18 protein-coding genes are annotated in these 21,559 nt (G+C 32.8%); 17 read left to right on the top strand and 1 reads right to left on the bottom strand.

Features of this window, described 5'->3' with window-relative positions; translation table 11 throughout:
• Positions 1 to 13: 13 nt before the first annotated feature.
• The 15 genes from RIN63_RS09360 (at position 14) to RIN63_RS09290 (ending at position 18,060) form a co-directional block, all read left to right on the top strand.
• Complete coding sequence (locus RIN63_RS09360) at positions 14 to 1,156, top strand: BMP family ABC transporter substrate-binding protein (RefSeq protein ID WP_310444462.1); 1,143 nt, start codon at positions 14 to 16, stop codon at positions 1,154 to 1,156.
• A 145-nt stretch (positions 1,157 to 1,301) separates the two neighbouring features.
• The gene (locus tag RIN63_RS09355) at positions 1,302 to 2,831 is read left to right on the top strand and encodes an ABC transporter ATP-binding protein (protein WP_310444461.1); all 1,530 of its coding nucleotides are present in this window, start codon (positions 1,302 to 1,304) and stop codon (positions 2,829 to 2,831) included.
• Positions 2,828 to 3,994, top strand: a complete 1,167-nt coding sequence (locus tag RIN63_RS09350; protein WP_310444460.1) for an ABC transporter permease — start codon at positions 2,828 to 2,830, stop codon at positions 3,992 to 3,994. Before RIN63_RS09355 ends, RIN63_RS09350 begins: the two co-directional genes overlap by 4 nt.
• A complete protein-coding gene (locus RIN63_RS09345; RefSeq protein ID WP_310444459.1) occupies positions 3,994 to 4,953 on the top strand; it encodes an ABC transporter permease in 960 nt (319 codons plus the stop codon). The genes RIN63_RS09350 and RIN63_RS09345 overlap by 1 nt, the downstream gene beginning before the upstream one ends.
• 52 nt (positions 4,954 to 5,005) lie before the next feature.
• Positions 5,006 to 6,175, top strand: a complete 1,170-nt coding sequence (locus RIN63_RS09340; RefSeq protein ID WP_310444458.1) for a PLP-dependent aspartate aminotransferase family protein — start codon at positions 5,006 to 5,008, stop codon at positions 6,173 to 6,175.
• Positions 6,176 to 6,629: 454 nt separating this feature from the next.
• On the top strand, positions 6,630 to 7,106 hold the full coding sequence (locus RIN63_RS09335; protein WP_310444457.1) for an NAD(P)H-dependent oxidoreductase subunit E: 477 nt from the start codon (positions 6,630 to 6,632) through the stop codon (positions 7,104 to 7,106).
• Complete coding sequence (locus RIN63_RS09330) at positions 7,107 to 8,978, top strand: NADH-quinone oxidoreductase subunit NuoF (protein WP_310444456.1); 1,872 nt, start codon at positions 7,107 to 7,109, stop codon at positions 8,976 to 8,978. It begins immediately after the preceding gene.
• 3 nt (positions 8,979 to 8,981) lie between these two features.
• Complete coding sequence (locus RIN63_RS09325) at positions 8,982 to 10,691, top strand: [FeFe] hydrogenase, group A (RefSeq protein ID WP_310444455.1); 1,710 nt, start codon at positions 8,982 to 8,984, stop codon at positions 10,689 to 10,691.
• A 127-nt stretch (positions 10,692 to 10,818) separates the two neighbouring features.
• Positions 10,819 to 11,874: a [FeFe] hydrogenase H-cluster radical SAM maturase HydE gene (gene hydE / locus RIN63_RS09320; RefSeq protein WP_310444454.1), complete on the top strand. Its 1,056-nt coding sequence runs from the start codon at positions 10,819 to 10,821 to the stop codon at positions 11,872 to 11,874.
• Entirely contained in the window at positions 11,871 to 13,238 is a 1,368-nt protein-coding gene (gene hydG, locus RIN63_RS09315) for a [FeFe] hydrogenase H-cluster radical SAM maturase HydG (protein ID WP_310444453.1), read from the top strand. The genes hydE and hydG overlap by 4 nt, the downstream gene beginning before the upstream one ends.
• A gap of 15 nt (positions 13,239 to 13,253) precedes the next feature.
• Positions 13,254 to 14,465: a [FeFe] hydrogenase H-cluster maturation GTPase HydF gene (hydF, locus tag RIN63_RS09310; protein WP_310444452.1), complete on the top strand. Its 1,212-nt coding sequence runs from the start codon at positions 13,254 to 13,256 to the stop codon at positions 14,463 to 14,465.
• A 204-nt stretch (positions 14,466 to 14,669) separates the two neighbouring features.
• Positions 14,670 to 14,909, top strand: coding sequence for a hypothetical protein (locus tag RIN63_RS09305; RefSeq protein WP_310444451.1), 240 nt, complete (start codon positions 14,670 to 14,672; stop codon positions 14,907 to 14,909).
• Positions 14,910 to 14,911: 2 nt separating this feature from the next.
• Positions 14,912 to 16,012 carry a GNAT family N-acetyltransferase gene (locus RIN63_RS09300; RefSeq protein WP_310444450.1) on the top strand — a complete coding sequence of 367 codons (1,101 nt, stop codon included), beginning with the start codon at positions 14,912 to 14,914 and terminating at the stop codon, positions 16,010 to 16,012.
• A 552-nt stretch (positions 16,013 to 16,564) separates the two neighbouring features.
• Positions 16,565 to 16,990: a GNAT family N-acetyltransferase gene (locus RIN63_RS09295; protein WP_310444449.1), complete on the top strand. Its 426-nt coding sequence runs from the start codon at positions 16,565 to 16,567 to the stop codon at positions 16,988 to 16,990.
• 68 nt (positions 16,991 to 17,058) lie between these two features.
• Positions 17,059 to 18,060, top strand: a complete 1,002-nt coding sequence (locus tag RIN63_RS09290; RefSeq protein WP_310444448.1) for a DUF4309 domain-containing protein — start codon at positions 17,059 to 17,061, stop codon at positions 18,058 to 18,060.
• 69 nt (positions 18,061 to 18,129) lie between these two features.
• Here the strand turns inward: RIN63_RS09290 and RIN63_RS09285 are convergent, their stop codons facing one another.
• Complete coding sequence (locus RIN63_RS09285) at positions 18,130 to 19,053, bottom strand: AEC family transporter (RefSeq protein WP_310444447.1); 924 nt, start codon at positions 19,051 to 19,053, stop codon at positions 18,130 to 18,132.
• A 240-nt stretch (positions 19,054 to 19,293) separates the two neighbouring features.
• Between RIN63_RS09285 and RIN63_RS09280 the strand changes: the two genes are divergently transcribed.
• Together RIN63_RS09280 and RIN63_RS09275 are read left to right on the top strand one after the other, a co-directional pair.
• Positions 19,294 to 20,067, top strand: coding sequence for a class I SAM-dependent methyltransferase (locus tag RIN63_RS09280; protein ID WP_310444446.1), 774 nt, complete (start codon positions 19,294 to 19,296; stop codon positions 20,065 to 20,067).
• 149 nt (positions 20,068 to 20,216) lie between these two features.
• The gene (locus tag RIN63_RS09275; protein ID WP_310444445.1) at positions 20,217 to 21,539 is read left to right on the top strand and encodes a S8/S53 family peptidase; all 1,323 of its coding nucleotides are present in this window, start codon (positions 20,217 to 20,219) and stop codon (positions 21,537 to 21,539) included.
• The last annotated feature ends 20 nt before the right edge of the window (positions 21,540 to 21,559 follow it).

Below are 21,559 nucleotides of genomic sequence, written 5' to 3'. Positions count from 1 at the left end.
AGGAGGAAGAATTATGAAAAACAAGAAAAGCATTTTATCAAAGTTATTAATCTTAGTAGTATTGGTATCTATCGTAGTAAGTGGATGTTCTAACTCAGCAAAAACACCAGAAGGTGCAGGAGATGGGTTAAAGATTGCTATCGTTAGTAGTCCTTCTGGAGTAGATGATGGATCTTTTAATGAAGATAACTACAATGGTATATTAAAGTTCATTGAAGCAAACCCTTCAGCAACTGTAAAGGCAGTAAAAGAACCTACTGGAGATCAAGCAGCAGCAGTTCAAGCAGTAGCTGATATTGTAGCAGATTATGATGTGATTGTTACACCTGGATTCCAATTTGCTGGTGTTTCAGCAGTAGCATTGGAAAACCCTACGAAGAAATTTGTATTAATCGACTCCTTTCCAGAGAAACAAGGTGAAGCGGAATTGTTTGACAATGTATATGCTATGACCTTTGCTGAAGAAGAAAGTGGATTCTTAGCAGGTATGGCAGCAGCTTTAGAGACTAAAACAAATAAAGTTGCAGTTGTAAATGGTATTGCATTCCCATCTAATGTAAACTATCAATATGGATTTGAGTCTGGGGTAAACTATGTAAATGCGTTGTATAACAAAAATGTTGAATATGTGAGTTTACCTTCATATGCAGGTACAGATGTTACAGGTGCCAATGTTGGCGGGAACTATGCTGGATCCTTTGCTGATGAAGCAACAGGTAAGGTATTAGGCAATGCTTTGATAGCTGAAGGTGTCGATATTATTTTTGTAGCAGCTGGTGGAACAGGTAATGGTGTGTTTACCGCAGCAAAAGAAGCTTCAACAGATGTAAAAGTAATAGGTTGTGATGTTGACCAATACGATGATGGTGCAAGTGGAAATAAAAATATAATATTAACATCGGTATTAAAGGTTATGAATATTAATGTGGAAAGAGCTTTAAATTTAGTAAAGGATGGTTCTTTTAAAGGTGATAATGTTTTATTAAGAGCAGATACTGACTCAACAGGATATGTGAGTAAAGAAGGACGCCATCAATTAACATCAGATACTATCTCAAAGATAGATGAGGCTTATGGATTGTTAAAAGAAGGTAAAATTGTTCCAGCTGCAAACTTTAATGGAATTACTTCTGACTCATTCCCAGGCTTACCATAATAGTAGTAAATAGACCAATAAGATATAAATAATTTTTATGAAAAAATATCGCTTTCTATTGAGAAAAGCAGTAGGAAGTGATATTTTTTTCACTTATAAAGAATCATATGAAATTACTTAATTAATACAACTAAGGAGAATGAATATGTCTGAGTATATTGTTGAAATGAAACATATAACAAAGAGATTTCCTGGAATAATTGCAAATGATGACATTACCATTCAAATTAAGAAGGGTGAGATATATGCACTCTTAGGAGAGAATGGTGCAGGCAAGTCTACATTAATGAGTATGCTATTTGGTATGTATGAACCAGATGAAGGTGAAATTTGGGTCAGAGGTGAAAAGGTGAATATAGACTCACCTAATTTTGCAACAAAGCTAAATATAGGGATGGTTCACCAACATTTTAAGCTAGTTCAAAATTATACAATAACAGAAAACATTATACTTGGTATAGAGCCTATGAAAAAATTTGCTGGATTGTTTCCATATGTAAACATTAAAGATGCAAGCAAAGATATTGCTGAACTCTCAAAAAAATATGGATTAGAAGTTGATCCTTCAAAGAAAATTGAAGATATAAATGTATCTCTCCAACAAAGAGTGGAAATTCTAAAAATGCTATATAGAGAAGCAGAGATTTTAATATTTGATGAACCAACAGCAGTACTAACTCCCCAGGAAATAGATTTTTTATTAGGTATTATTGAGGAGCTTCGTAAAGGTGGAAAGACAATCATTCTGATTACTCACAAGTTGGAAGAAATCAAAAGAGTAGCAGATAGATGTGCGATTCTACAAAAAGGTAAACTAGTTGATGTGCTAGATGTAAAGGATACATCAACGAAAGTAATGGCAAATCTTATGGTAGGAAGAGATGTTTCATTTGAAACTGAAAAGAATCCTGCAAAATTTGGAGAAGTAGTATTAGAAGTAGATAATCTTACAGTAAAGAATCAAGATAATTTTCATCTAGTCAAGGATGTTTCATTTAAGATACATGCTGGTGAGGTCTTTGCAATTGCTGGGGTTTCAGGCAATGGGCAAGTAGAAATAGCAGATGCTATTGGAGGACTAACAGATATATCAAGTGGTAGAATTCTTTTAAATGGAGTAGATATTAGTCGATATAGTATTAGAAAGAGAACCCTAGAAGGGATATCATATATACCAGAAGATAGGCAATCTTACGGATTGATATTAGATTTTAACTTAGCACAAAATATTGCACTAAAAGATTATTATAAAAAGCCTTTTTGTGAAAATGGCATATTAAACAAGAATGTAATCAATGAATATGGAGAAAAACTTATAGAAAAGTATGATATACGAAGTAGTCAAGGAATAAAAACTCAGGTTCGTCAAATGAGTGGTGGTAATCAACAGAAAGCAATTATTGGAAGAGAAATTGAACTGGGCTCTCCTCTTATGATCTTTGTTCAACCAACAAGGGGATTAGATATTGGAGCTATTGAAAATATACAAAAGATGATTCTGGAAGAGAGAGATAAGGGTAAAGCAATTCTTCTTATTTCTTTAGAATTAGATGAGATCATGAATATTGCTGATACCATAGGTGTTATATATAATGGAGAGATACAAAAGATTGCACCTGCTGAAACGCTAACAACCAAGGAAGTGGGCGAATTTATGATGGGGGTCATAGCATGAGTAAGTTCAATGAAGATAAAACTAAAAGAAACTTTTTAAGTAAAATTATGTTGAAGCTATTAGGCAATGAAAAATGGCAACATCTAACCATACCAGCTTTCTTAATTCTCTTAAGCTTTATTACAGCTTCAATCATAATTATATTTCTTGGGAAAAATCCTCTAGGCGCATTTTACAACCTTCTACAAGGAGCTGGAATTCTACCAAAGCCATCTTATGCAGGATACAAGAGTATGCTAACAGACTTTCTTACTCTACTTAATTTCATGACACCTATGATCTTTGCATCATTAGCTGTTGCTATAGCCCTAAAAGGAGGATTATTTAACATAGGTGTATCTGGACAAATGCTTTTATCTGGATATTTTGCCACCATAATCGTTGGTTATAGCGGATTAAGTTCCATAATGGCAAAACCTCTTGTTTTAATCATCGGTATTTTAGCAGGCTCAGCCCTTGGAGGGATTATTGGTTTATTGAAATATAAGTTTAATATAAATGAAGTAGTATCCTCAATTATGTTTAATTATATTGTCCAATATGTACTAAGCTTTTTTATTCACTCCTATTATATAGATCCAGTATCTAGACAATCTAAATATATTAATGAAGCAGCCAGATTAACATTAGTTAATGTCCAATTATCTGGACTAAAGATGGATATTTCTATTGGTTTTGTCATTGCTATTATCCTAGCTATTGTTCTAAAGATATTTCTAGATAAGTCACGGATTGGTTTTGAAATAAAAGCAGTAGGTGCGAATCCAAAGGGAGCTAAATATGCTGGAATAAATGTTGGGAAAACCATGATAATAACTATGGTATTATCTGGAGCATTTGCTGGCTTAGCAGGAGTTACTTATTATCTAGGATATTATGCCTCCATACAACCTAAGGTATTACCAAGTATGGGCTTTGACTCCATAGCAGTTGCATTACTGGGAAATGCTAATCCCTATGGAATCATTGCATCTTCATTCATTGTATCTATAATTGATAAGGGCAGTACTTATATGAGTTCCATAGCAGGAGTAAGACAGGAAATTGCATCAGTAATCACAGGTTTAATTTTGCTATTTAGTGCATGTGGTGCGTATATACAGTTTAAAATTAGAAGTAGGAAGGATAAATTAGAATTTAGAGCAGGAAAGGAGTTAGAATAATGGATACACTTATTATAGATGGATTATCCTTTGCATTGCCTCTTTTTATCATGGCAATTGGTGGGATTTATAGTGAAAGATCTGGTATCACTAATCTGGCTATTGAGGGATTGCAGGGATTTGGTGCATTTTTTGGTGCTCTATCAGCAGTACTGATTTCTCATTTTTTCAATATCCCTATACAAAAATTATTCTACCTAGCTCTATTATTATCCATGGTAGGTGGGATGTTGTTTTCCGTATTACATGCTTTGTTATGTATTCGTTTTAAGGCCAATCAAGTAATTAGCGGTGTAGTAATTAACATTCTTGCCATGGCCCTAACAGTATTTCTTACAACTCAGATAAATAGTATAGTATTTGGAGCCATGTCTGACAAATTTCAGATTGGTACATCAATTCGTTTTACCATTCCAGGATTATCTGAAATTCCATTTTTAGGAGCAGCATTTACAAATATTTATGCTTTTGAAATAGTGATATTAATTATTGCCATATTTGCAGCTTATGTTTTAAATAAAACAAGATTCGGTCTAAGGCTTAGAGCTTGTGGAGACAATCCCCATTCAGTAGATGCAGCTGGTGCTGAGGTATCTAAAATTCAATCCAAGGCAGTATTGGTATCCGGTGCTTTATCTGGACTTGGAGGAATTTGCTTTGCCTATTCCATATCTACCAATTTTTCTCCTGCAATTTACATGGGATATGGATATCTTGCAATTGCAGCACTGATTTTTGGGAACTGGAAGATACTTCCTACATTTGGAGCTTGTCTTTTATTTGGATTTGCAAGGGCGGGGGGATATTTTTTAGGGCAACTTCTTAAAATGCCAAGCACATTTTCAGATTTAATTATGACCTTACCCTATGTGCTTACATTATTATTGCTTATATTTTTCTCAAAATCTAATCGTGCTCCAAGAGCTCTGGGAGAGATTTATGACAAAGGAAAGAGATAACAACGGTAAGAGAAATCTTGCCGTTTTAAATAATTAAAATGGAGGTCATGCAATGACAGGATTTGATACAAAAGCAATACATTCAGGAAGCAATGGGAAAAATCCAAGTAATGCTCTAAATCCACCTATATTTCAGACATCTACTTTTGTATTTGATAATATAGAACATGCAAATAAGGTAATGTCTTTTGAATCTGATGATTATGTATATACAAGAGGAAACAACCCTACTCTAAGGTTATTTGAAAATAGAATGGCAGAACTAGAACATGGAGTAGGTGCTGTAGCTTTTGCTTCAGGTATGGCAGCTATCAGTTCAGTTATATTTTCTTTACTAAAACCAAATGACACCATTATAGTCCACAAGACTTTATATGGTTCATCCTATAGTGTAGTCACTGAGCTATTACCTAAATATAATATTAATTATAAAATAGCTGATTTAACTAATTTGGATGAGCTTAGAAATAGTATAGATGATGCTACTAAAATTATATATTTTGAAACTCCATCAAATCCTGACCTATCTATTATAGATATAAAGGAAGTTTCAAATATTGCAAAGGAAAAGGATATTAAGCTAGTAGTAGATAATACCTTCGCTTCACCATACTTTCAAAACCCATTACTCCTTGGTGCAGATGTAGTAGTACATAGTGCCACAAAATATATCTGTGGTCATGGAGATGTAGTTGGAGGAGTTGCAGTAGCCAAGGATATGGATTATGTTCAGCATTTGAAGTTTGGATATATGTGTGAATTTGGAGGGGTAATGAGTCCATTTAATGCATGGCTACTCCTTAGGGGATTAAAAACCTTAGGTGTAAGGATGAGGCAGCATGAGGAAAATGCCATAGCAGTAGCAAATTTCTTAAATAAGCATCCAAAGATTGAATCAGTAATGTACCCTGGATTAGCAGACTTCAAAGGTCATAATATTGCAAAAGAGCAGATGAATGGCTTTGGTGCAATGATAAGCTTTGAAGTTAAAGGAGGGCTAGAAGCTGCAAGTAGGTTTGTAGATAATTTGAAATTAGCCCAGCTAGCAGTTAGTCTAGGAGATTGTGAGACCTTAGTACAACTTCCAGCAGCTATTACTCATAGAGGATATCCAAGGGAAAGATTAGCTGAATTTGGATTAACTGAAAGCATGGTTAGAATTTCTGTTGGATTAGAGAATGTAAAAGATATAATTTATGATATAGAGCAGGCCTTAGCATAGGAAAACCCTAATGGATATAAATATCCATTAGGGTATTTATTTTATCAGAGTAGTGGAGTACTGAGAAGACTTGTTAAAATAAAAACAATAAAGTATAGGAGAATTTAATGGATTTATTGTCTCTATAAAAATATTTGTGTAAAAAAGTTTCAATAAGTTACAAATATATGTGGCAAGTATATTGACTATTGTTAAAAATTTGGTAAAATATAAATTGCTGGGATAAATCCTGAATCTGTTGGAATAAGATGATAACGGAGTTTTCTGCATTCGGAATATTCTTACAATTCGACGGAAAAACATCATAAAAATAGACATAATATTATCAATATACTTAATAACAGATTTTGACAGGATTAGAGTTATACAGTAAAGATTTAAAAAATGCATATATTATTTATGCAAATAAGGGTTAAATTATTCACAAATAATACAAAGCATAGGAGGTATTTTTATGATTACTGCAGAAATGAGAGACATAATTGATCCAATTATTGAAAAATTTGGAGGAAATCAATCTTCAATTATTACCGTTTTACAAGAAATTCAAGGAAAGTACAGGTATTTACCAGAGGAAGCATTAGAGTACATAGCTGGAGAGATGGATATTAGTCCTTCTAAAATCTATGGTATTGCAACATTTTATGAGAACTTCTCATTGGAACCAAAGGGTAAATATGTTATTAAAATTTGTGATGGTACTGCATGTCATGTTAGAAAATCCATACCTATACTTAATGCTTTGTACAAAGAATTAGGACTTAATGAAAAGAAGCATACTACTGATGATTTATCTTTCACTATTGAAACTGTTTCATGTCTTGGAGCATGTGGACTTGCACCTGTATTAAATATTAATGATAAGGTTTATGGGAAAATGACTCCTGAAACTACAGTTGAGCTCCTAAATACATTAAGGGAGGAAGCATAGATGAAAATTAATAGTGTTCAAGAACTTTTAGATATTTCCAAAAGATATAAGAATTCCTTAGATAAACAAACTAAGCAAGTATTGGTCTGTGGTGGAACAGGTTGTGTTGCTGGAGGATCATTAGAAGTTTATGATGAAATAAAAAGACTTATAGAAGAAAAAGGTATATTAGCTAATGTTGAATTATATGAAGAGAGTGATGGAATTGGAATCAAGAAATCTGGATGTCATGGATTTTGTGAAGCTGGTCCATTAGTTAGAATAGAGCCAGATAAATTTTTATATTTAAAAGTAAAGGTTGAGGATTGCGAAGAAATCGTGAATTCAACTTTAGTTGAAGGAAAGCCTGTTGAAAGACTTATGTATAAATCAGGAGATAAGGTTTTTCATATGCAAGAAGAAATACCATTTTACAAATCTCAAACAAGAGTTGTACTAGAACACTGTGGACATATAGATGCAGAATCAATTCAAGAATACATAGCTTTTGGTGGATACCAAGCCCTTGCTAAGGCACTTTCTGAAATGAAACCTGAGGAAGTTTGTAAAGAGGTATCCGATTCAAGCCTTAGAGGAAGAGGAGGCGGAGGATATCCAACTGGTGCAAAATGGGCTCAAGTACTTTCTTATCCATCTGATATTAAATATGTAATCTGTAATGGTGATGAGGGAGACCCAGGCGCATTTATGGATAGATCTCTAATGGAAGGAGACCCACATAATATTATTGAAGGAATGGCTATTGCAGCCTATGCAACAGGAGCTTCTGAGGGATATATATATGTTAGAGCAGAATATCCATTAGCTGTAGCAAGATTAAATAATGCTATAGAACAAGCAAGAGAAGTTGGATTATTAGGTAAGAATATTTTAGGCACAAGTTTGAGCTTTGATCTTCATGTTAATCAAGGTGCAGGTGCTTTCGTATGTGGCGAAGGTAGTGCTCTTATTGCATCTATTGAAGGGGAAAGAGGAATGCCTAGAGTAAAGGCAAAGAGAACTGTAGAAGAAGGACTTTGGAGAAAACCTACAGTTTTAAACAATGTTGAAACTTTTGCAAATGTTAGACATATAATCATGAATGGTTCAGAATGGTATAAATCCTATGGTACTAAAAACAGCCCAGGTACTAAGGCTTTTGCTTTAACAGGAAATGTTAAAAATACAGGACTTATTGAAGTACCAATGGGTACTACATTAAGAGAAGTTATATTCAACATAGGTGGAGGAATAATTGATGATAAGAAATTTAAGGCTGTTCAAATAGGTGGACCTTCTGGTGGATGTTTAACAGAAGAACATTTAGATATGCCATTAGACTTCGATTCATTAACAGAGGCAGGAGCTATGATAGGTTCTGGTGGAATGGTAATAATGGATGAAGATACATGTATGGTAGAAGTTGCAAGATTCTTTATGAATTTCACTCAAAATGAGTCATGTGGAAAATGCGTTCCTTGTAGAGAAGGTACTAAGAGAATGCTTAAGATACTTGAGAAGATTGTAGAAGGAAAAGGAAAAGTAGAAGATCTAGAACTACTTGAAGAACTGGCTGACACAATTACAGATACTGCCTTATGTGGACTAGGTAAGACAGCTGCAAACCCAGTAGTTAGTTCATTGAAGTATTTTAGAGACGAATATTTAACTCATGTAGTGGACAAGAGATGTCCTGCAAAAACTTGCCAAGGTCTAAAGCTAATAGAAATTAACCCAGAGCTTTGTAGAGGTTGTAGTAAATGTAGTAGAATTTGTCCAGTAGGAGCTATTGACGGTAAGATAAAAGAAATATATAAAATAGATCAAAATAAATGTATCAAATGCGGTGCTTGTATTGAGTCTTGTGCATTCGCAGCCATAAAGGAGGCTTAAACTATGAAAGGTACTATGATAATAGATGGTAGAAGAGTAGAATATGATAATGAAAAGAATGTATTAGAAGTAGTTAGAAAAGCAGGAATTGATTTACCAACATTCTGCTATCATTCAGAGTTAAGTATTTATGGTGCTTGTAGAATGTGTATAGTTGAAGATACTCGTGGAAATACCTTTGCATCTTGTTCCCAATTACCAAAGAATGGGATGGAGATATATACAAATACTCCAAAACTAAGAAAATATAGAAAAACAATCCTTGAGCTATTATTAGCTGAACATGATAGAGATTGTACAGCATGTGATAGAACAGGAAGATGTGATCTCCAACAATTGGCTATACGATTTGGAATAAAAGAAATTAGATTTGAAGAGCTGACTGAGAAGCTTCCAATAGATACTTCAAGCTTAAGTATAGTTAGAAATCCAAACAAATGTATACTTTGTGGAGACTGTGTAAGAGTATGTGAAGAGGTACAAGGAGTAGGAGCTTTGAGCTTTGCACATAGGGGTTCAAACATGACAGTTTCACCAGCCTTTGACAGAGATATTGCAGAGGTAAATTGTGTGAACTGTGGTCAATGTAGAGTTGTTTGTCCAACAGGAGCTATAATAATCAAGAATGAAAACGATAAAGTATGGAATTTAGTTCATGACAAATCAAAGAGAGTAGTAGCACAGGTTGCTCCAGCAGTAAGAGTTGCCTTAGGAGAAGAGTTTGGTATGAGTTCAGGAGAGATAACTGTAGGAAAAATAGTTGCTGCCCTTAAGCTTTTAGGTGTAGATGAAGTCTATGATACTTCCTTTGGAGCAGATATGACAGTTATAGAAGAAGGTAATGAATTCGTTGAAAAACTTACAGAAGGAAGGGATCTTCCACTATTTACTTCATGCTGTCCAGGATGGGTAAAATTTGCAGAAAATAGATTCCCAGAAATAGTAGGTAATATTTCAACATGTAAATCACCTCAACAAATGTTTGGATCTGTATTAAAGGAATATTTCAAGGCTAAGGATAAAGAAGATGGAAAAGAAACTGTGGTTATTTCAGTAATGCCTTGTACTGCTAAGAAAGCTGAAGCAGCTAGAGAAGAATTTGAGCATGATGGTATTAGAGAAGTTGATGTAGTTATTACAACTCAAGAATTAGCTCTTTTAATAAAGGAAGCTGGAATTATATTTGATCAATTGCAAGATGAATCCTTTAATATGCCATTTGGATTGGCAAGTGGTTCTGGAGTTATATTTGGTTCAACTGGTGGAGTAACAGAAGCAGTAGTTACAAGACTTCTAAAGGATAAACCAAATCATAATGTAAAGGATGTATTATTTAAAGAAGTAAGGGGATTGAAAAACATTAAAGAAGCTGCGTTTGATGTTGACGGAACTGAAGTAAGATTAGCTGTGGTACACGGATTACAAAGTGCAGCTGAACTAGTGAAGCAAATAAAAGCAGGAGAAAAGAACTATCATTTTGTAGAAGTAATGGCTTGCCCAGGTGGCTGTGTAAGCGGTGGAGGTCAACCAGTATCCTTAATCAAGGATGCGGAAATGAGGGCTAATAGATCAATGGGATTATACAAATTAGATAGAAGATCTCATATTAAGAGTTCTGAAGAGAATCCTTTAGTTACATCCTTATTTGAAGGAATGTTAAAGGATAGACATGATTTATTGCATGTACACAAAAAGGAAGAATCTAAAGCCTAATTTATAATTAAAATATTTTAATTGAATAGGTACCTTTTGGGTATAGACTTAAAGGATTGGCAGTATGGAAGTTTCTTCTGTATTGCCAATTATAGTATTCCAAATAACTTAAGAAGAGGTTAGTTCAATGAAGATAAAAAGACTAATAGATAAGTTATATGAGACAAATAATTTAGACTATGAAGATCTAGTGTATATTTTGGAGAATATAGATGAATCTCATAAAAAATATCTCATAGAGAAAGCCCATGACACTAGAATGAAGACCTACGGAGATAAGGTTTTTATGAGAGGTTTAATTGAATTTACAAACTATTGTAATAAAAGATGCAAATATTGTGGGATTAGTGCTGGAAATAAAAATGTAGATAGATATAGACTGAGCTTAGAGGATATCCTATATTGCTGTGAAATGGGCTACAAGCTTGGCTATAGAACCTTTGTATTACAAGGTGGAGAAGACCCTTATTATACTGATGATATAATAGTAGAGATGATTACTGCAATAAAATCTAAATATCCAGATACTGCTATAACTCTTTCCATAGGAGAAAAACCATATGCATCCTATGAAAGATATTATAAGGCAGGTGCAGATAGATATTTACTAAGACATGAAACAGCAAGTCAAGAGCTTTTTGAAAAGATACATACTAATTCAAGCTATGAAAATAGAATAGAATGCCTTTGGAATCTTAAAAAGATTGGATATCAAATAGGGGCTGGATTTATGGTAGGGATACCTTCACAGACCAAAGCAGATTTAGCAATGGATCTTGTATTTTTAAAAGAATTAGACCCTGAAATGATAGGAATTGGCCCTTTTATTCCTCACAAGGATACCGTATATAGGGATGATCAAGGGGGAACAGTTGAAGATACCACTACAATGATTGCTCTACTGAGATTACTATTACCATATTCCCTATTACCTGCAACTACTGCCTTAGGCACAATAGATCCCCTTGGTAGAGAGCAGGGCATAAAAGCAGGAGGAAATGTAGTCATGCCAAATCTATCACCTACAAATGTAAGGGAAAAATATTCCCTATATGATGGCAAGATATGTACTGGTGATGAAGCAGCTGAATGCAGACTCTGCATAGAGAATAGAATAGTATCCTCAGGATTTTCCGTAGACATGTCTAGAGGAGACCATATAAAATGGAGGGAAAGGCAATGATTGATCATAATTACATTTATAATTTATTAGAAGAAGGAAAAAATGCTACAAATGAAGATATTAGAGAAGTATTAGAGAGAGCAAAACTGAAGAGAGGATTATCTCACAAGGACATATCTATTTTGCTCCAAGCAAATGAGGAAGAAGATTTAAAAGAAATATTTAAAATAGCAGGAGAAATAAAAAGGCAAATCTATGGCAATAGGATTGTAATATTTGCACCTCTTTATTTAAGTGATTACTGTGTAAATAACTGTGCCTACTGCGGATATAATTTAAATAATGATTTCTGTAGAAGGAAACTAACTAGGGAAGAAATACAAGAAGAAGTAAAGATATTGGAAAAAATGGGTCACAAGAGATTAGCACTAGAGGCAGGAGAAGACCCTAAAAACTGTGATATAGATTATATATTAGAAGCAATAAAGGTTGTGTATGATACTCACAATGATAATGGAGCAATTAGAAGAGTTAATATAAATATAGCATCAACAACAGTAGATAACTACAAGAAACTAAAAGAAGCTGGTATAGGTACTTATATTTTGTTTCAAGAAACCTATCATAAACCGACATATGAAAAAATGCATATAAGTGGACCAAAGGCAAGCTATGATTACCATTTAACTGCTTTCAATAGAGCAATGGAAGGTGGTATAGACGATGTAGGTGGTGGAGTTTTATTTGGTCTATATGATTATAAATTTGAAGTATTGAGCTTAATGCTTCATAATGAATATTTGGAAAAACAATATGGAGTAGGTTTCCATACTATTTCTGTGCCAAGAATAAAAAAAGCTAAGGGTATGGATTTAAGTCTATTTCCACACTTATTAACAGATGATGAGTTCAAAAAAATAGTTGCCATTATCCGCTTAGCGGTTCCTTTTACGGGTATAATTCTATCTACCAGGGAAAGTCATGAAATGAGAAAAGAAGTAATTGAATATGGAGTATCTCAAGTAAGTGCTGGCTCTTGTACGGGTGTAGGAGGATATAAAGAAGGGGAAGAGAGTTTATCCCAATTTGAAGTATCCGATAATAGAAAGCCTTTTGAAGTAATCAAGGAGCTGATAGATAGTGGACATGTACCTTCATATTGTACAGCTTGCTACAGAATGGGAAGAACTGGTGATAGATTTATGCAATTAGCTAAATCCGGTCAGATACAAAATGTATGTGGACCAAATGCTCTTATGACTTTGCTAGAGTATTCCCTTGATTATGGTGATAAAGGGCTTCAAGAAACTGTAAGTGCACTTATAGAAAGAGAAATTCCGAAGATTGAAAGAGAAGATATAAAAAAATTAGTCCTAGAAAAAATAGAAAAGATTAAAGATGGGGAAAGGGACCTATACTTGTAATTAAGGAGAGTATATATGAACAATACACCTAAAGGAAACAGAAAACATATAGTATTCTATGGAAAGAGAAATGCAGGCAAATCATCCATTATGAATGCAATCATCGGACAAGATGTATCCTTAGTATCGGATATTAAAGGCACTACAACAGACCCAGTATCTAAAGCAGTAGAGTTAATTCCCTTTGGACCTGTAGTATTTATAGATACTGGAGGCTTAGACGATGATGGGCAGCTAGGAGATTTGAGAGTAGAGAAAACTTTGAAAACTATGGACAAGGCAGATTATGCCATATATGTAATGTCATTAGATAATATGGATGAAATCTTCTATGAGGAGTTTGCTCAAGAACTAGAAAGAAAACAGATACCATATATTACAGTTATCAACAAAATTGATATGGTCTCAAAAGAGAAATTGCAGGAGATTATGGAAAAGATAGAAAAAGAAAAAAGATGGAAAAATGTAATATTCGTATCTTCAAGAGAAGAGGATACTATAGATGCCTTAAAGGAAGAGTTGATACATAATCTTGAAGAAGAAGCATTTGAAGAGACTTTGATAGGTGATATAATTCCTTACGGTGGAAAAGTAGTAATGGTTGTACCTATAGATGCAGAAGCACCAAAGGGAAGACTTATTTTGCCACAAGTACAATTACTTAGAGATGCACTAGACCATGGAATAAAGTCCTATGTAGTCAGAGACACTGAGCTATACTCAGCAATAGAGGATATAAAGGACATAGATCTGGTAATCACAGATTCACAAGTATTTAAAGAAGTAGATAAAATAGTAGCAAAGAATATTAATCTAACAAGCTTTTCCATATTGATGGCAAGGCAGAAGGGAGATTTAAATACCTTCTTAGATGGTGTAGCTAAAATTGAGAGCTTGAAAGAAAAGGATAAACCAAAGATTCTAATAATGGAAAGCTGCTCTCACAACACTTCTCATGAAGATATTGGAAGAGTCAAGATTCCAAATCTATTGACTAAGCATATAGGAAAAGAAATTGATTTTCATTTCAAAATGGGAGAAGATTTCCCCAATGATTTGGAAAGCTTTGACTTAGTTCTTCACTGTGGTTCCTGTATGTTAAATAAAAGGAGCATGCTTAGCAGGATACAGATATGTGAGGATCAAAATGTAGCTATAACTAATTATGGAATAGTATTAGCCTACTTAACAGGGATATTAGATAGGGCTGTAAAGATATTTATATAAGGGACAGGAGTTGTGTCCCAGATAATTAATAGGATAAGCATTCAATTTAAAGATTGGATGCTTTTTTGCTTTTGTCGAAATTTATTTCCTGGGAAAAGAAGGAATTTAAGGATATTTGTAGAATAGGTATAGGATGGGTTCAAACAACAAACAACAGGGAAGCTTCTTTATGTTTGGACTTAAATTTATTTAGGGGGAAAATAGTTGGATAATATAGATAAGGGCAACAGACTTAAGGAAGAATGTTTTTCCTATAGAGTATCAAAGGATAATAAGGTGTTTATATCTTGGTACGATAAACAAGTTATGATACTAAAAGGGAAAGAGAGTGAAAAATTTTTAGCTAAAATGCAAGGAGCGGATACCTTGCAATCACAGTTAATTATGGCTAAAGTTACGGGTAATTTCAAACATGGAAATGAAAAAGCAAACAAAAGGAGATAATAATGAACTTAGTTAAAATATTTCAAGATATACCAACTATAGAAGCTAAAACAGTAAATCTAAGAAAATTGAAGTCCGAAGATGCATATGATTTATTTCAGTATTATAAAAATGAAAATTTACATCAATACCTTGACTGGAATGGTCCTGAATCAGTTGAACATGCTGATAGAATTATCGAGATATGGAATAAGGGATTTGAACAAGGATGGATTATTCGTTTTGCAATTGCGGAAAAAGTAACTAATAGAATAATTGGAACTATATTTTTAAATAATTTTGAAGGAAAACGAGCAGAAGTTGGTTATGAATTATCAGAAGAGTATTGGAAAAAAGGTATTATGAGTGAAGCAATGCAAGAAGTATTGAATCTAGGCTTTAACCAACTAGAATTAACTAGAATTCAAGCATTTTTTTGTAAAGAAAATACTGCTTCAAAAAAACTGTTGGTAAAATTCGGTTTTCAAGAGGAAGGATATCTTCGTCAGTATGAGTGTCATGAAGTTACTGGAAAGTGTAAGGATATGTATATTTATGGTCTGCTTAAAGAGGAATTCTCTGCTAAGTCTAATTATGAGTTTAGAGAATTAAAAGAGCATGAAATAGAGACAAAGTTATTTGAAGAATTTAATAGATACCAAGAAGTAAAAAAATGCTGGCGTAAAGAAGATAATCAATGGATATTAAAAGATATTGTTTTTACAGAACAATGGAGTATAAATGAATATAATTTTTTAGTTGAATGTTTAAAGAATACTGTGAATACAGGTGGGGTTGTAGTAGGTGCTTTTTATGAAGATAAGTTAATAGGATTTGGATCATTGGAAAATGAATTTTTTGGTTCAAATAATGAATATCTACAACTTTCAAGTATTCATATATCTTATGAACAAAGAGGAAAGGGATTTGGTAAAGAGTTATTTTCAATTTTAGCAAATAAAGCTAAAGAAAATAACGCAAAGAAATTATATATATCCGCACATTCATCAGAAGAAACTCAGAATTTCTATAAGAAAATCGGATGTGTAGAAGCCCTGGAATATAACGATAGATTAGTTTCAGAAGAACCTTGTGATTGTCAATTAGAATATTCCTTAGTTTAATGAAGAGAGGTGTAATATGAACAGGAGAACTTGTTTAATTGCAAATTTATGCTTATTATTTTGGTTTTTTTTAGATATGACAGGAATAAGTATCTACAAACATATTCTGGTTACAAGATCTTATAAAGAGGATGGCATATTTTTTCTTATCTTTTTAGTACTATTTATGTTGTATGCTTTCAAAGAGAGGGTTTGGAAATATTTTTTAACGGGTTGGCTTTTCATATGGTTTACAGCCCAATTCGTATCACATTGGTATTTCACTATATTTGGGCCTTCAATAGGAAAAATGAATTATTTTGCTAATACTATAAAGTTAATACCATCTTCTAACATTTATATACCTGATTTATATCATATTGTGCTACATGTTTTAATACTTGTCTCACTTATAAGTATGCTAAAATATTGCATTACTACAAGAAAATCAAGAATAAATAGGTTGAAAGATAATGGCATATAGTGAACAAAAAAGTGTTTAAATAGGAGGATACAGATATTAAAATTGCTGTTGTTTTATTTATAAATTAGTAATACTAGGAGGAATCTTATATGCAAAATTTTGTTATTGAAAAAAGCACAGAGGAAGAATCAAATTTAGTAGATGACGGTATATATGAATACAATTTGTTAAATGTACCTTTTACTCAAGAACCAACTTTTATCTCAGTTAATCGAGTTATAAAGGGATTAAATGGAGAGGTATTAGCGGGAATCAATAGTGAATTATATTGCTGGAATTGTTTATATATAAGTATATTGTGGGTTAAGGAAGATTGTAGGAAAGAAGGGTATGGCTCTGCACTATTAAATGCAGTAGAGAAAATTGCTAAAGATAAAGGGTGTAAATTAGTCCATTTAGATACTTTTGATTTTCAAGCAAAAGATTTTTATCTTAAGCAAGGATATGAAGTTTTTGGTGTATTAGAAGATTGTCCTGAGGGACATAAAAGATATTATATGAAAAAGAATATATAGTATCCACCACATCAATCTTCTAACAATAGTATATTATGAATAAAGGATTATTTGAGAGGAGAGATGATGTGAAAAAGCAAATTATTTGTATACTGCTAATTTGTGTAACACTATTAACTGGCTGCTTAAAGAAGACTACATTTGATGATTATTTTCATAAAACTATGAAAGAAATGCACAAAGAGGAAAAAGATTACGCATATTCACTTATCCATAATGAATTCAAAGTTGCACATGAGGAGGATGCTATTGCTATATTTACAGAGAATAAAGACCAAGAGGAGACTCTTTATATTGCATATTATGAAAAACAAAATGGTAATTGGGAGTGGAGACAAACAAGAGGAACAAGATGGCAAAGTCCTATTAAGTGGGAGTCAATGAATAAACCACCCTATATTTATTTTGGTGCAATTGATGATAATAGTATTTCTGAAATGTACGCTGGAGATACTCTAGCAACAATGATTAATATTGAAGGGGATAAAAGGTGTTGGTATGCTCTTAGTAATGTAAAGGATGTAGAAGTAAGGGCTATAAAAAAGGATGGGACGAAAGAAATAGTAGAACAATATGTTGTAAAGGAAGATATCATTCCTGTTACTCATGAGAAAAATCTATTATTAGAGTTAGCATATGAGGGGATAATGGATGGTATAGACATCGCAGTAGGTGATTCTACTGATATGATTATTGAAAAGTGGGGAATTGCTGATGAATCAGAGTATTTTATGGGTGGATTATACTTCAAGTATGATGACAAAAAAACTATATTTTTTACTGGAGCAGAAATTGATAAGGGTGAAATAATTCATGACAAAGTAAAATGTATAGGAGTATTTGAAGAAAACAAGGAAGTCTTTAATGTAAGGCTTGGTATGGATTTCAAACAAATCATATCAGTATTAGGCATACCAACACACGAAAATACCCCTAAGCAAAATGAAGTATCAGAACTTTTGGAAGGGGCTTGGACTATTATATATGACACTGGAGAATATGAGATAGTATTTGCTTCTAATCAAGAAAATGGACCAGTAGATGTAGCTTATTTATGGGGAAAGAAGTAATTTATTAAAAATTATGTTCTCTAGAAAGCAAAAAAGAATATCAATGTATTGAAAACCAAAGAGAGAAATTTAAGTAATAATCTTTAATAATAGAGGTATTGTAATCAAAGATAATAATGTGGTTGCAGACACTAGAAAGGCTGCAAATTCCTTCTCCTTATCAAAACTCTCAGCAAAGATTGAAGTCATAGCAGAGGCAGGCATGGCAGTCATTATAATTACTGTGTTTACAGCCTTTGAGGTATCACCCACTAACAGTGATATAAAGTATATAATTATTGGAATAATTATTAGTTTAGTAGTTATCCCATAATATATTGTCCAATCTCTTAAATGTTTTCTTATTTTAACATTTGAAAGTATAGACCCAATGATGATCATAGACAAAGGACCTGTAATATTTCCTATACTTTTCATACTAGATGATATGGCACCCGGCAATTGAATATCAAATATCATGATTATAATGCCTATGAAAACTGCTATAATGGATGGATTTAGAAGGACCTTTTTTATTTCAGTCTTTAGTTCCTTCTTCTCAAAATTACCTTTGAATAATATAAGCCCGTAAGTCCACACAAATATTACGAAAAACATATTAAATATAGATCCATATATAACACCTTCTGTGCCATATATAGAATTGAGTATTGGAAAACCAACATAACCTGTATTAGTAAATACATTACCAAAATGTAGTATTGTTTTCTTATGATTTTTTACAGGCAATAGGAGTAAGTATGAAGAAGCTGCCATTACTATATAGGCTATTAGGCTATAATAAAAGGTATTTATAACATTGGTCTTAATATTATTATCATATGTAAAAATGAAAGAAGTAACAATCATGAAAGGTAATGCTATCTGTATGAGAATATCTGTTAATCCTTTATTCATTTCTGAAGTAATGATTTTTTTCTTCCTCCCGTAAACACCCACTAAGATCATTATAAATAGTGATAAAACACTGTCTATTATTGCTGATGTTTTCAATGGAATCCCCCCTTCTATATAGGTACTAATTATGTTATGTCAGAAAGGTATTTTTGCTACAAAATAACTAATCAAAGGAAATAGGCGATATTTAATTAGAAGTAAATTCTCAATTGTCGAAATTTATTTTTACAAAAAGAAGGAATATGTAAAAGTTCGCAGAATAAGTAATATAGAAGAATTATTAAAAACAACAGTAAATAGGGTTCTTCTTGTATGATTTTTAAGGAGGGATAAATAATGCAAATAGGAAATATTTTTGAAAACGCTGCTTGGCTATATGATTATGATAATAGGGATAATTTAATAGATGATATACCTTTTTATAATGAATATGCATTAAAAACAGGGGGACAAGTGTTAGAATTAGGCTGTGGTACTGGGAGAGTAGCATTGAGGTTGGCAGAATCTGGATTTAAGGTAACAGGATTAGATTTGTCAGATTCTATGCTTGAAATTTTTAATAAAAAACTAAAAACCTCATCATATAGGGACAATATTACTTTAGTAAAGGGAAATATGGCTAAGTTTGATTTGAGAGAGAAGTTTGAACTGATTATTGCTCCTTTCAGAGCCTTTCAAGCATTAACTGAGGAGGAAGATATCCTAAATTCCTTAAATTGCATTAAAGAGCATTTATCAGATAAAGGGCTTTTTATCCTAAATGTATTTAGACCAAATAAAGAGCTAGATGAAGATTGGTGTTATGATGAGAAAATACAATGGGAAGCCTTTGATGCCAAGAAAGGATATAATATAGTAAAAAAACACTGGGGAGATAAAATAGATACAGTAAACCAAATTATCTATCCTCATTTTGCTTTTGAAATTACAGATAATGCTGGGGATGCAAGAAGAGTCGAAGAACATTTAAAATTAAAATATTATTACTATAATCAGATTGTTAGATATATAGAAGATGCAGGATTATCAATAGTGGAAGAATATGGCTGGTATGATAAGAGTAGTATTGAGAATGGCAGAGAATTGATTTTTGTATGCAAGAAAATATAGTAAGATGTTTATAAAATCAACACAAGGATATTTAAGCCTTAAGGAATATAAATTACATAACCCTAAAAAACTGTCTAAATAGGTATTGAAAATCTAATATAAACATAGGATTGAAACATAGACTATAAGCAATATGGGAGGGATGTTAGATGAAAAGAGTTTTGTGTTTGTTTATGGTAATAGTGACTTTACTAACTGGATGTACATCATCACATACGGTACAAAGAGAGTCGCCAGAACAATTAGAATACCCTAGTGAACAAGAGCAAGATGAAAAACAAGAACAATCTAAACAAGAAGATCAATCAGAAGAACCTATAAAGTACAATACCATGATTTCACCAAAGAGTGAGTTAAGTATTGTGAGAAAACCTGAAGCAGCTGATTATACTATTTATAGACCTGGGAAAATGCTTGAATTGCCTAGATATAATCCACAGTTATCTGAAATGTGGCAAGTTGACTTAAGAAGTAGTGATTTAACAAACTTGGATTTAGGAGAAAACTTTGAAGACCTAATTTATGCTGATTTTGATAGTAAAACTAAATGGTCAGATAATTTGCCTGATGGATTTAATCATGAATTAATTATGGAATTAGGGAAGAACCCTGGCTTAGGGTTAAGAGAGCTACATGAAAAAGGGATTACTGGTAAAGGAATTAGTATTGCAATAATAGATCAAGCCTTGCTAGTTGATCATGTGGAATATAAAGAACAATTAAAATTGTATGAAGAGATTCACTATATAAATGAAACCAGATCAATTAACGGACCTATAGCATCAATGCATGGCCCTGCAGTTGCATCTATTGCAGTAGGTAAAACAGTTGGGGTTGCACCGGAGGCTAATCTTTATTTTATTGCAGAGACTCACGGTGTCTATAATGAAAAAAGAGAATTTGAGTGGGACCTTACATGGGTTGCAAAATCAATAGATCGTATTGTAGAAATCAATAATATTATACCTGAGGGGGAAAAAATTAGAGTCATATCAATTTCTTTAGGAATAGGCGAAAAGATGAATGGCTATGCAAAGGTCCTTGAATCTATTGAAAAAGCAAAGCAGGAAGGTATATATACCATATATGTTGGCAGTGATCCACTTAGGGGGCTTGGACGCAATCCATTAAAAAATCCAGATGATAGTGCTTCATATTTAAAAGGAGAGTTCTGGAAAATTTATGAGTATAATAATGATGATCTCTTAGTTCCTATGGATTCTAGGTGTACTGCTGGTCCTTCAGGGAACAATGATTATGCTTTTTATAGACAAGGTGGTATGAGTTGGGCAGTTCCATATGTTGCTGGATTATATGCACTAGCATGCCAAATCAATCCTAGTATAACACCAGAAGTTTTCTGGGAAATTGCACTTGACACAGGTGAAATAATATCTTTAAGCAATGGGGATACGCTTGGAAATATAGTAAATCCTGCAAGATTGATAGAAAAAATTGAGAAATTAAAATAATTAACTAAGACATTCTGGAG

This window comes from Tissierella sp. (assembly GCF_031460495.1).
In the GTDB taxonomy this organism is placed as follows: domain Bacteria; phylum Bacillota; class Clostridia; order Tissierellales; family Tissierellaceae; genus JAVKTS01.
Note: the sequence above shows the minus strand (reverse complement) of the source record. Positions and strands in the feature narration are given on the sequence as shown.

Coding starts and splice junctions, on each gene's coding strand:
- hydG (WP_310444453.1), top strand. CDS start 11,871: ATGATTGATCATAATTACATTTATAATTTATTAGAAGAAGGAAAAAAT.
- hydF (WP_310444452.1), top strand. CDS start 13,254: ATGAACAATACACCTAAAGGAAACAGAAAACATATAGTATTCTATGGA.
- RIN63_RS09295 (WP_310444449.1), top strand. CDS start 16,565: ATGCAAAATTTTGTTATTGAAAAAAGCACAGAGGAAGAATCAAATTTA.
- RIN63_RS09335 (WP_310444457.1), top strand. CDS start 6,630: ATGATTACTGCAGAAATGAGAGACATAATTGATCCAATTATTGAAAAA.
- RIN63_RS09275 (WP_310444445.1), top strand. CDS start 20,217: ATGAAAAGAGTTTTGTGTTTGTTTATGGTAATAGTGACTTTACTAACT.
- RIN63_RS09355 (WP_310444461.1), top strand. CDS start 1,302: ATGTCTGAGTATATTGTTGAAATGAAACATATAACAAAGAGATTTCCT.
- RIN63_RS09330 (WP_310444456.1), top strand. CDS start 7,107: ATGAAAATTAATAGTGTTCAAGAACTTTTAGATATTTCCAAAAGATAT.
- RIN63_RS09350 (WP_310444460.1), top strand. CDS start 2,828: ATGAGTAAGTTCAATGAAGATAAAACTAAAAGAAACTTTTTAAGTAAA.
- hydE (WP_310444454.1), top strand. CDS start 10,819: ATGAAGATAAAAAGACTAATAGATAAGTTATATGAGACAAATAATTTA.
- RIN63_RS09325 (WP_310444455.1), top strand. CDS start 8,982: ATGAAAGGTACTATGATAATAGATGGTAGAAGAGTAGAATATGATAAT.
- RIN63_RS09280 (WP_310444446.1), top strand. CDS start 19,294: ATGCAAATAGGAAATATTTTTGAAAACGCTGCTTGGCTATATGATTAT.
- RIN63_RS09340 (WP_310444458.1), top strand. CDS start 5,006: ATGACAGGATTTGATACAAAAGCAATACATTCAGGAAGCAATGGGAAA.
- RIN63_RS09300 (WP_310444450.1), top strand. CDS start 14,912: ATGAACTTAGTTAAAATATTTCAAGATATACCAACTATAGAAGCTAAA.
- RIN63_RS09360 (WP_310444462.1), top strand. CDS start 14: ATGAAAAACAAGAAAAGCATTTTATCAAAGTTATTAATCTTAGTAGTA.
- RIN63_RS09345 (WP_310444459.1), top strand. CDS start 3,994: ATGGATACACTTATTATAGATGGATTATCCTTTGCATTGCCTCTTTTT.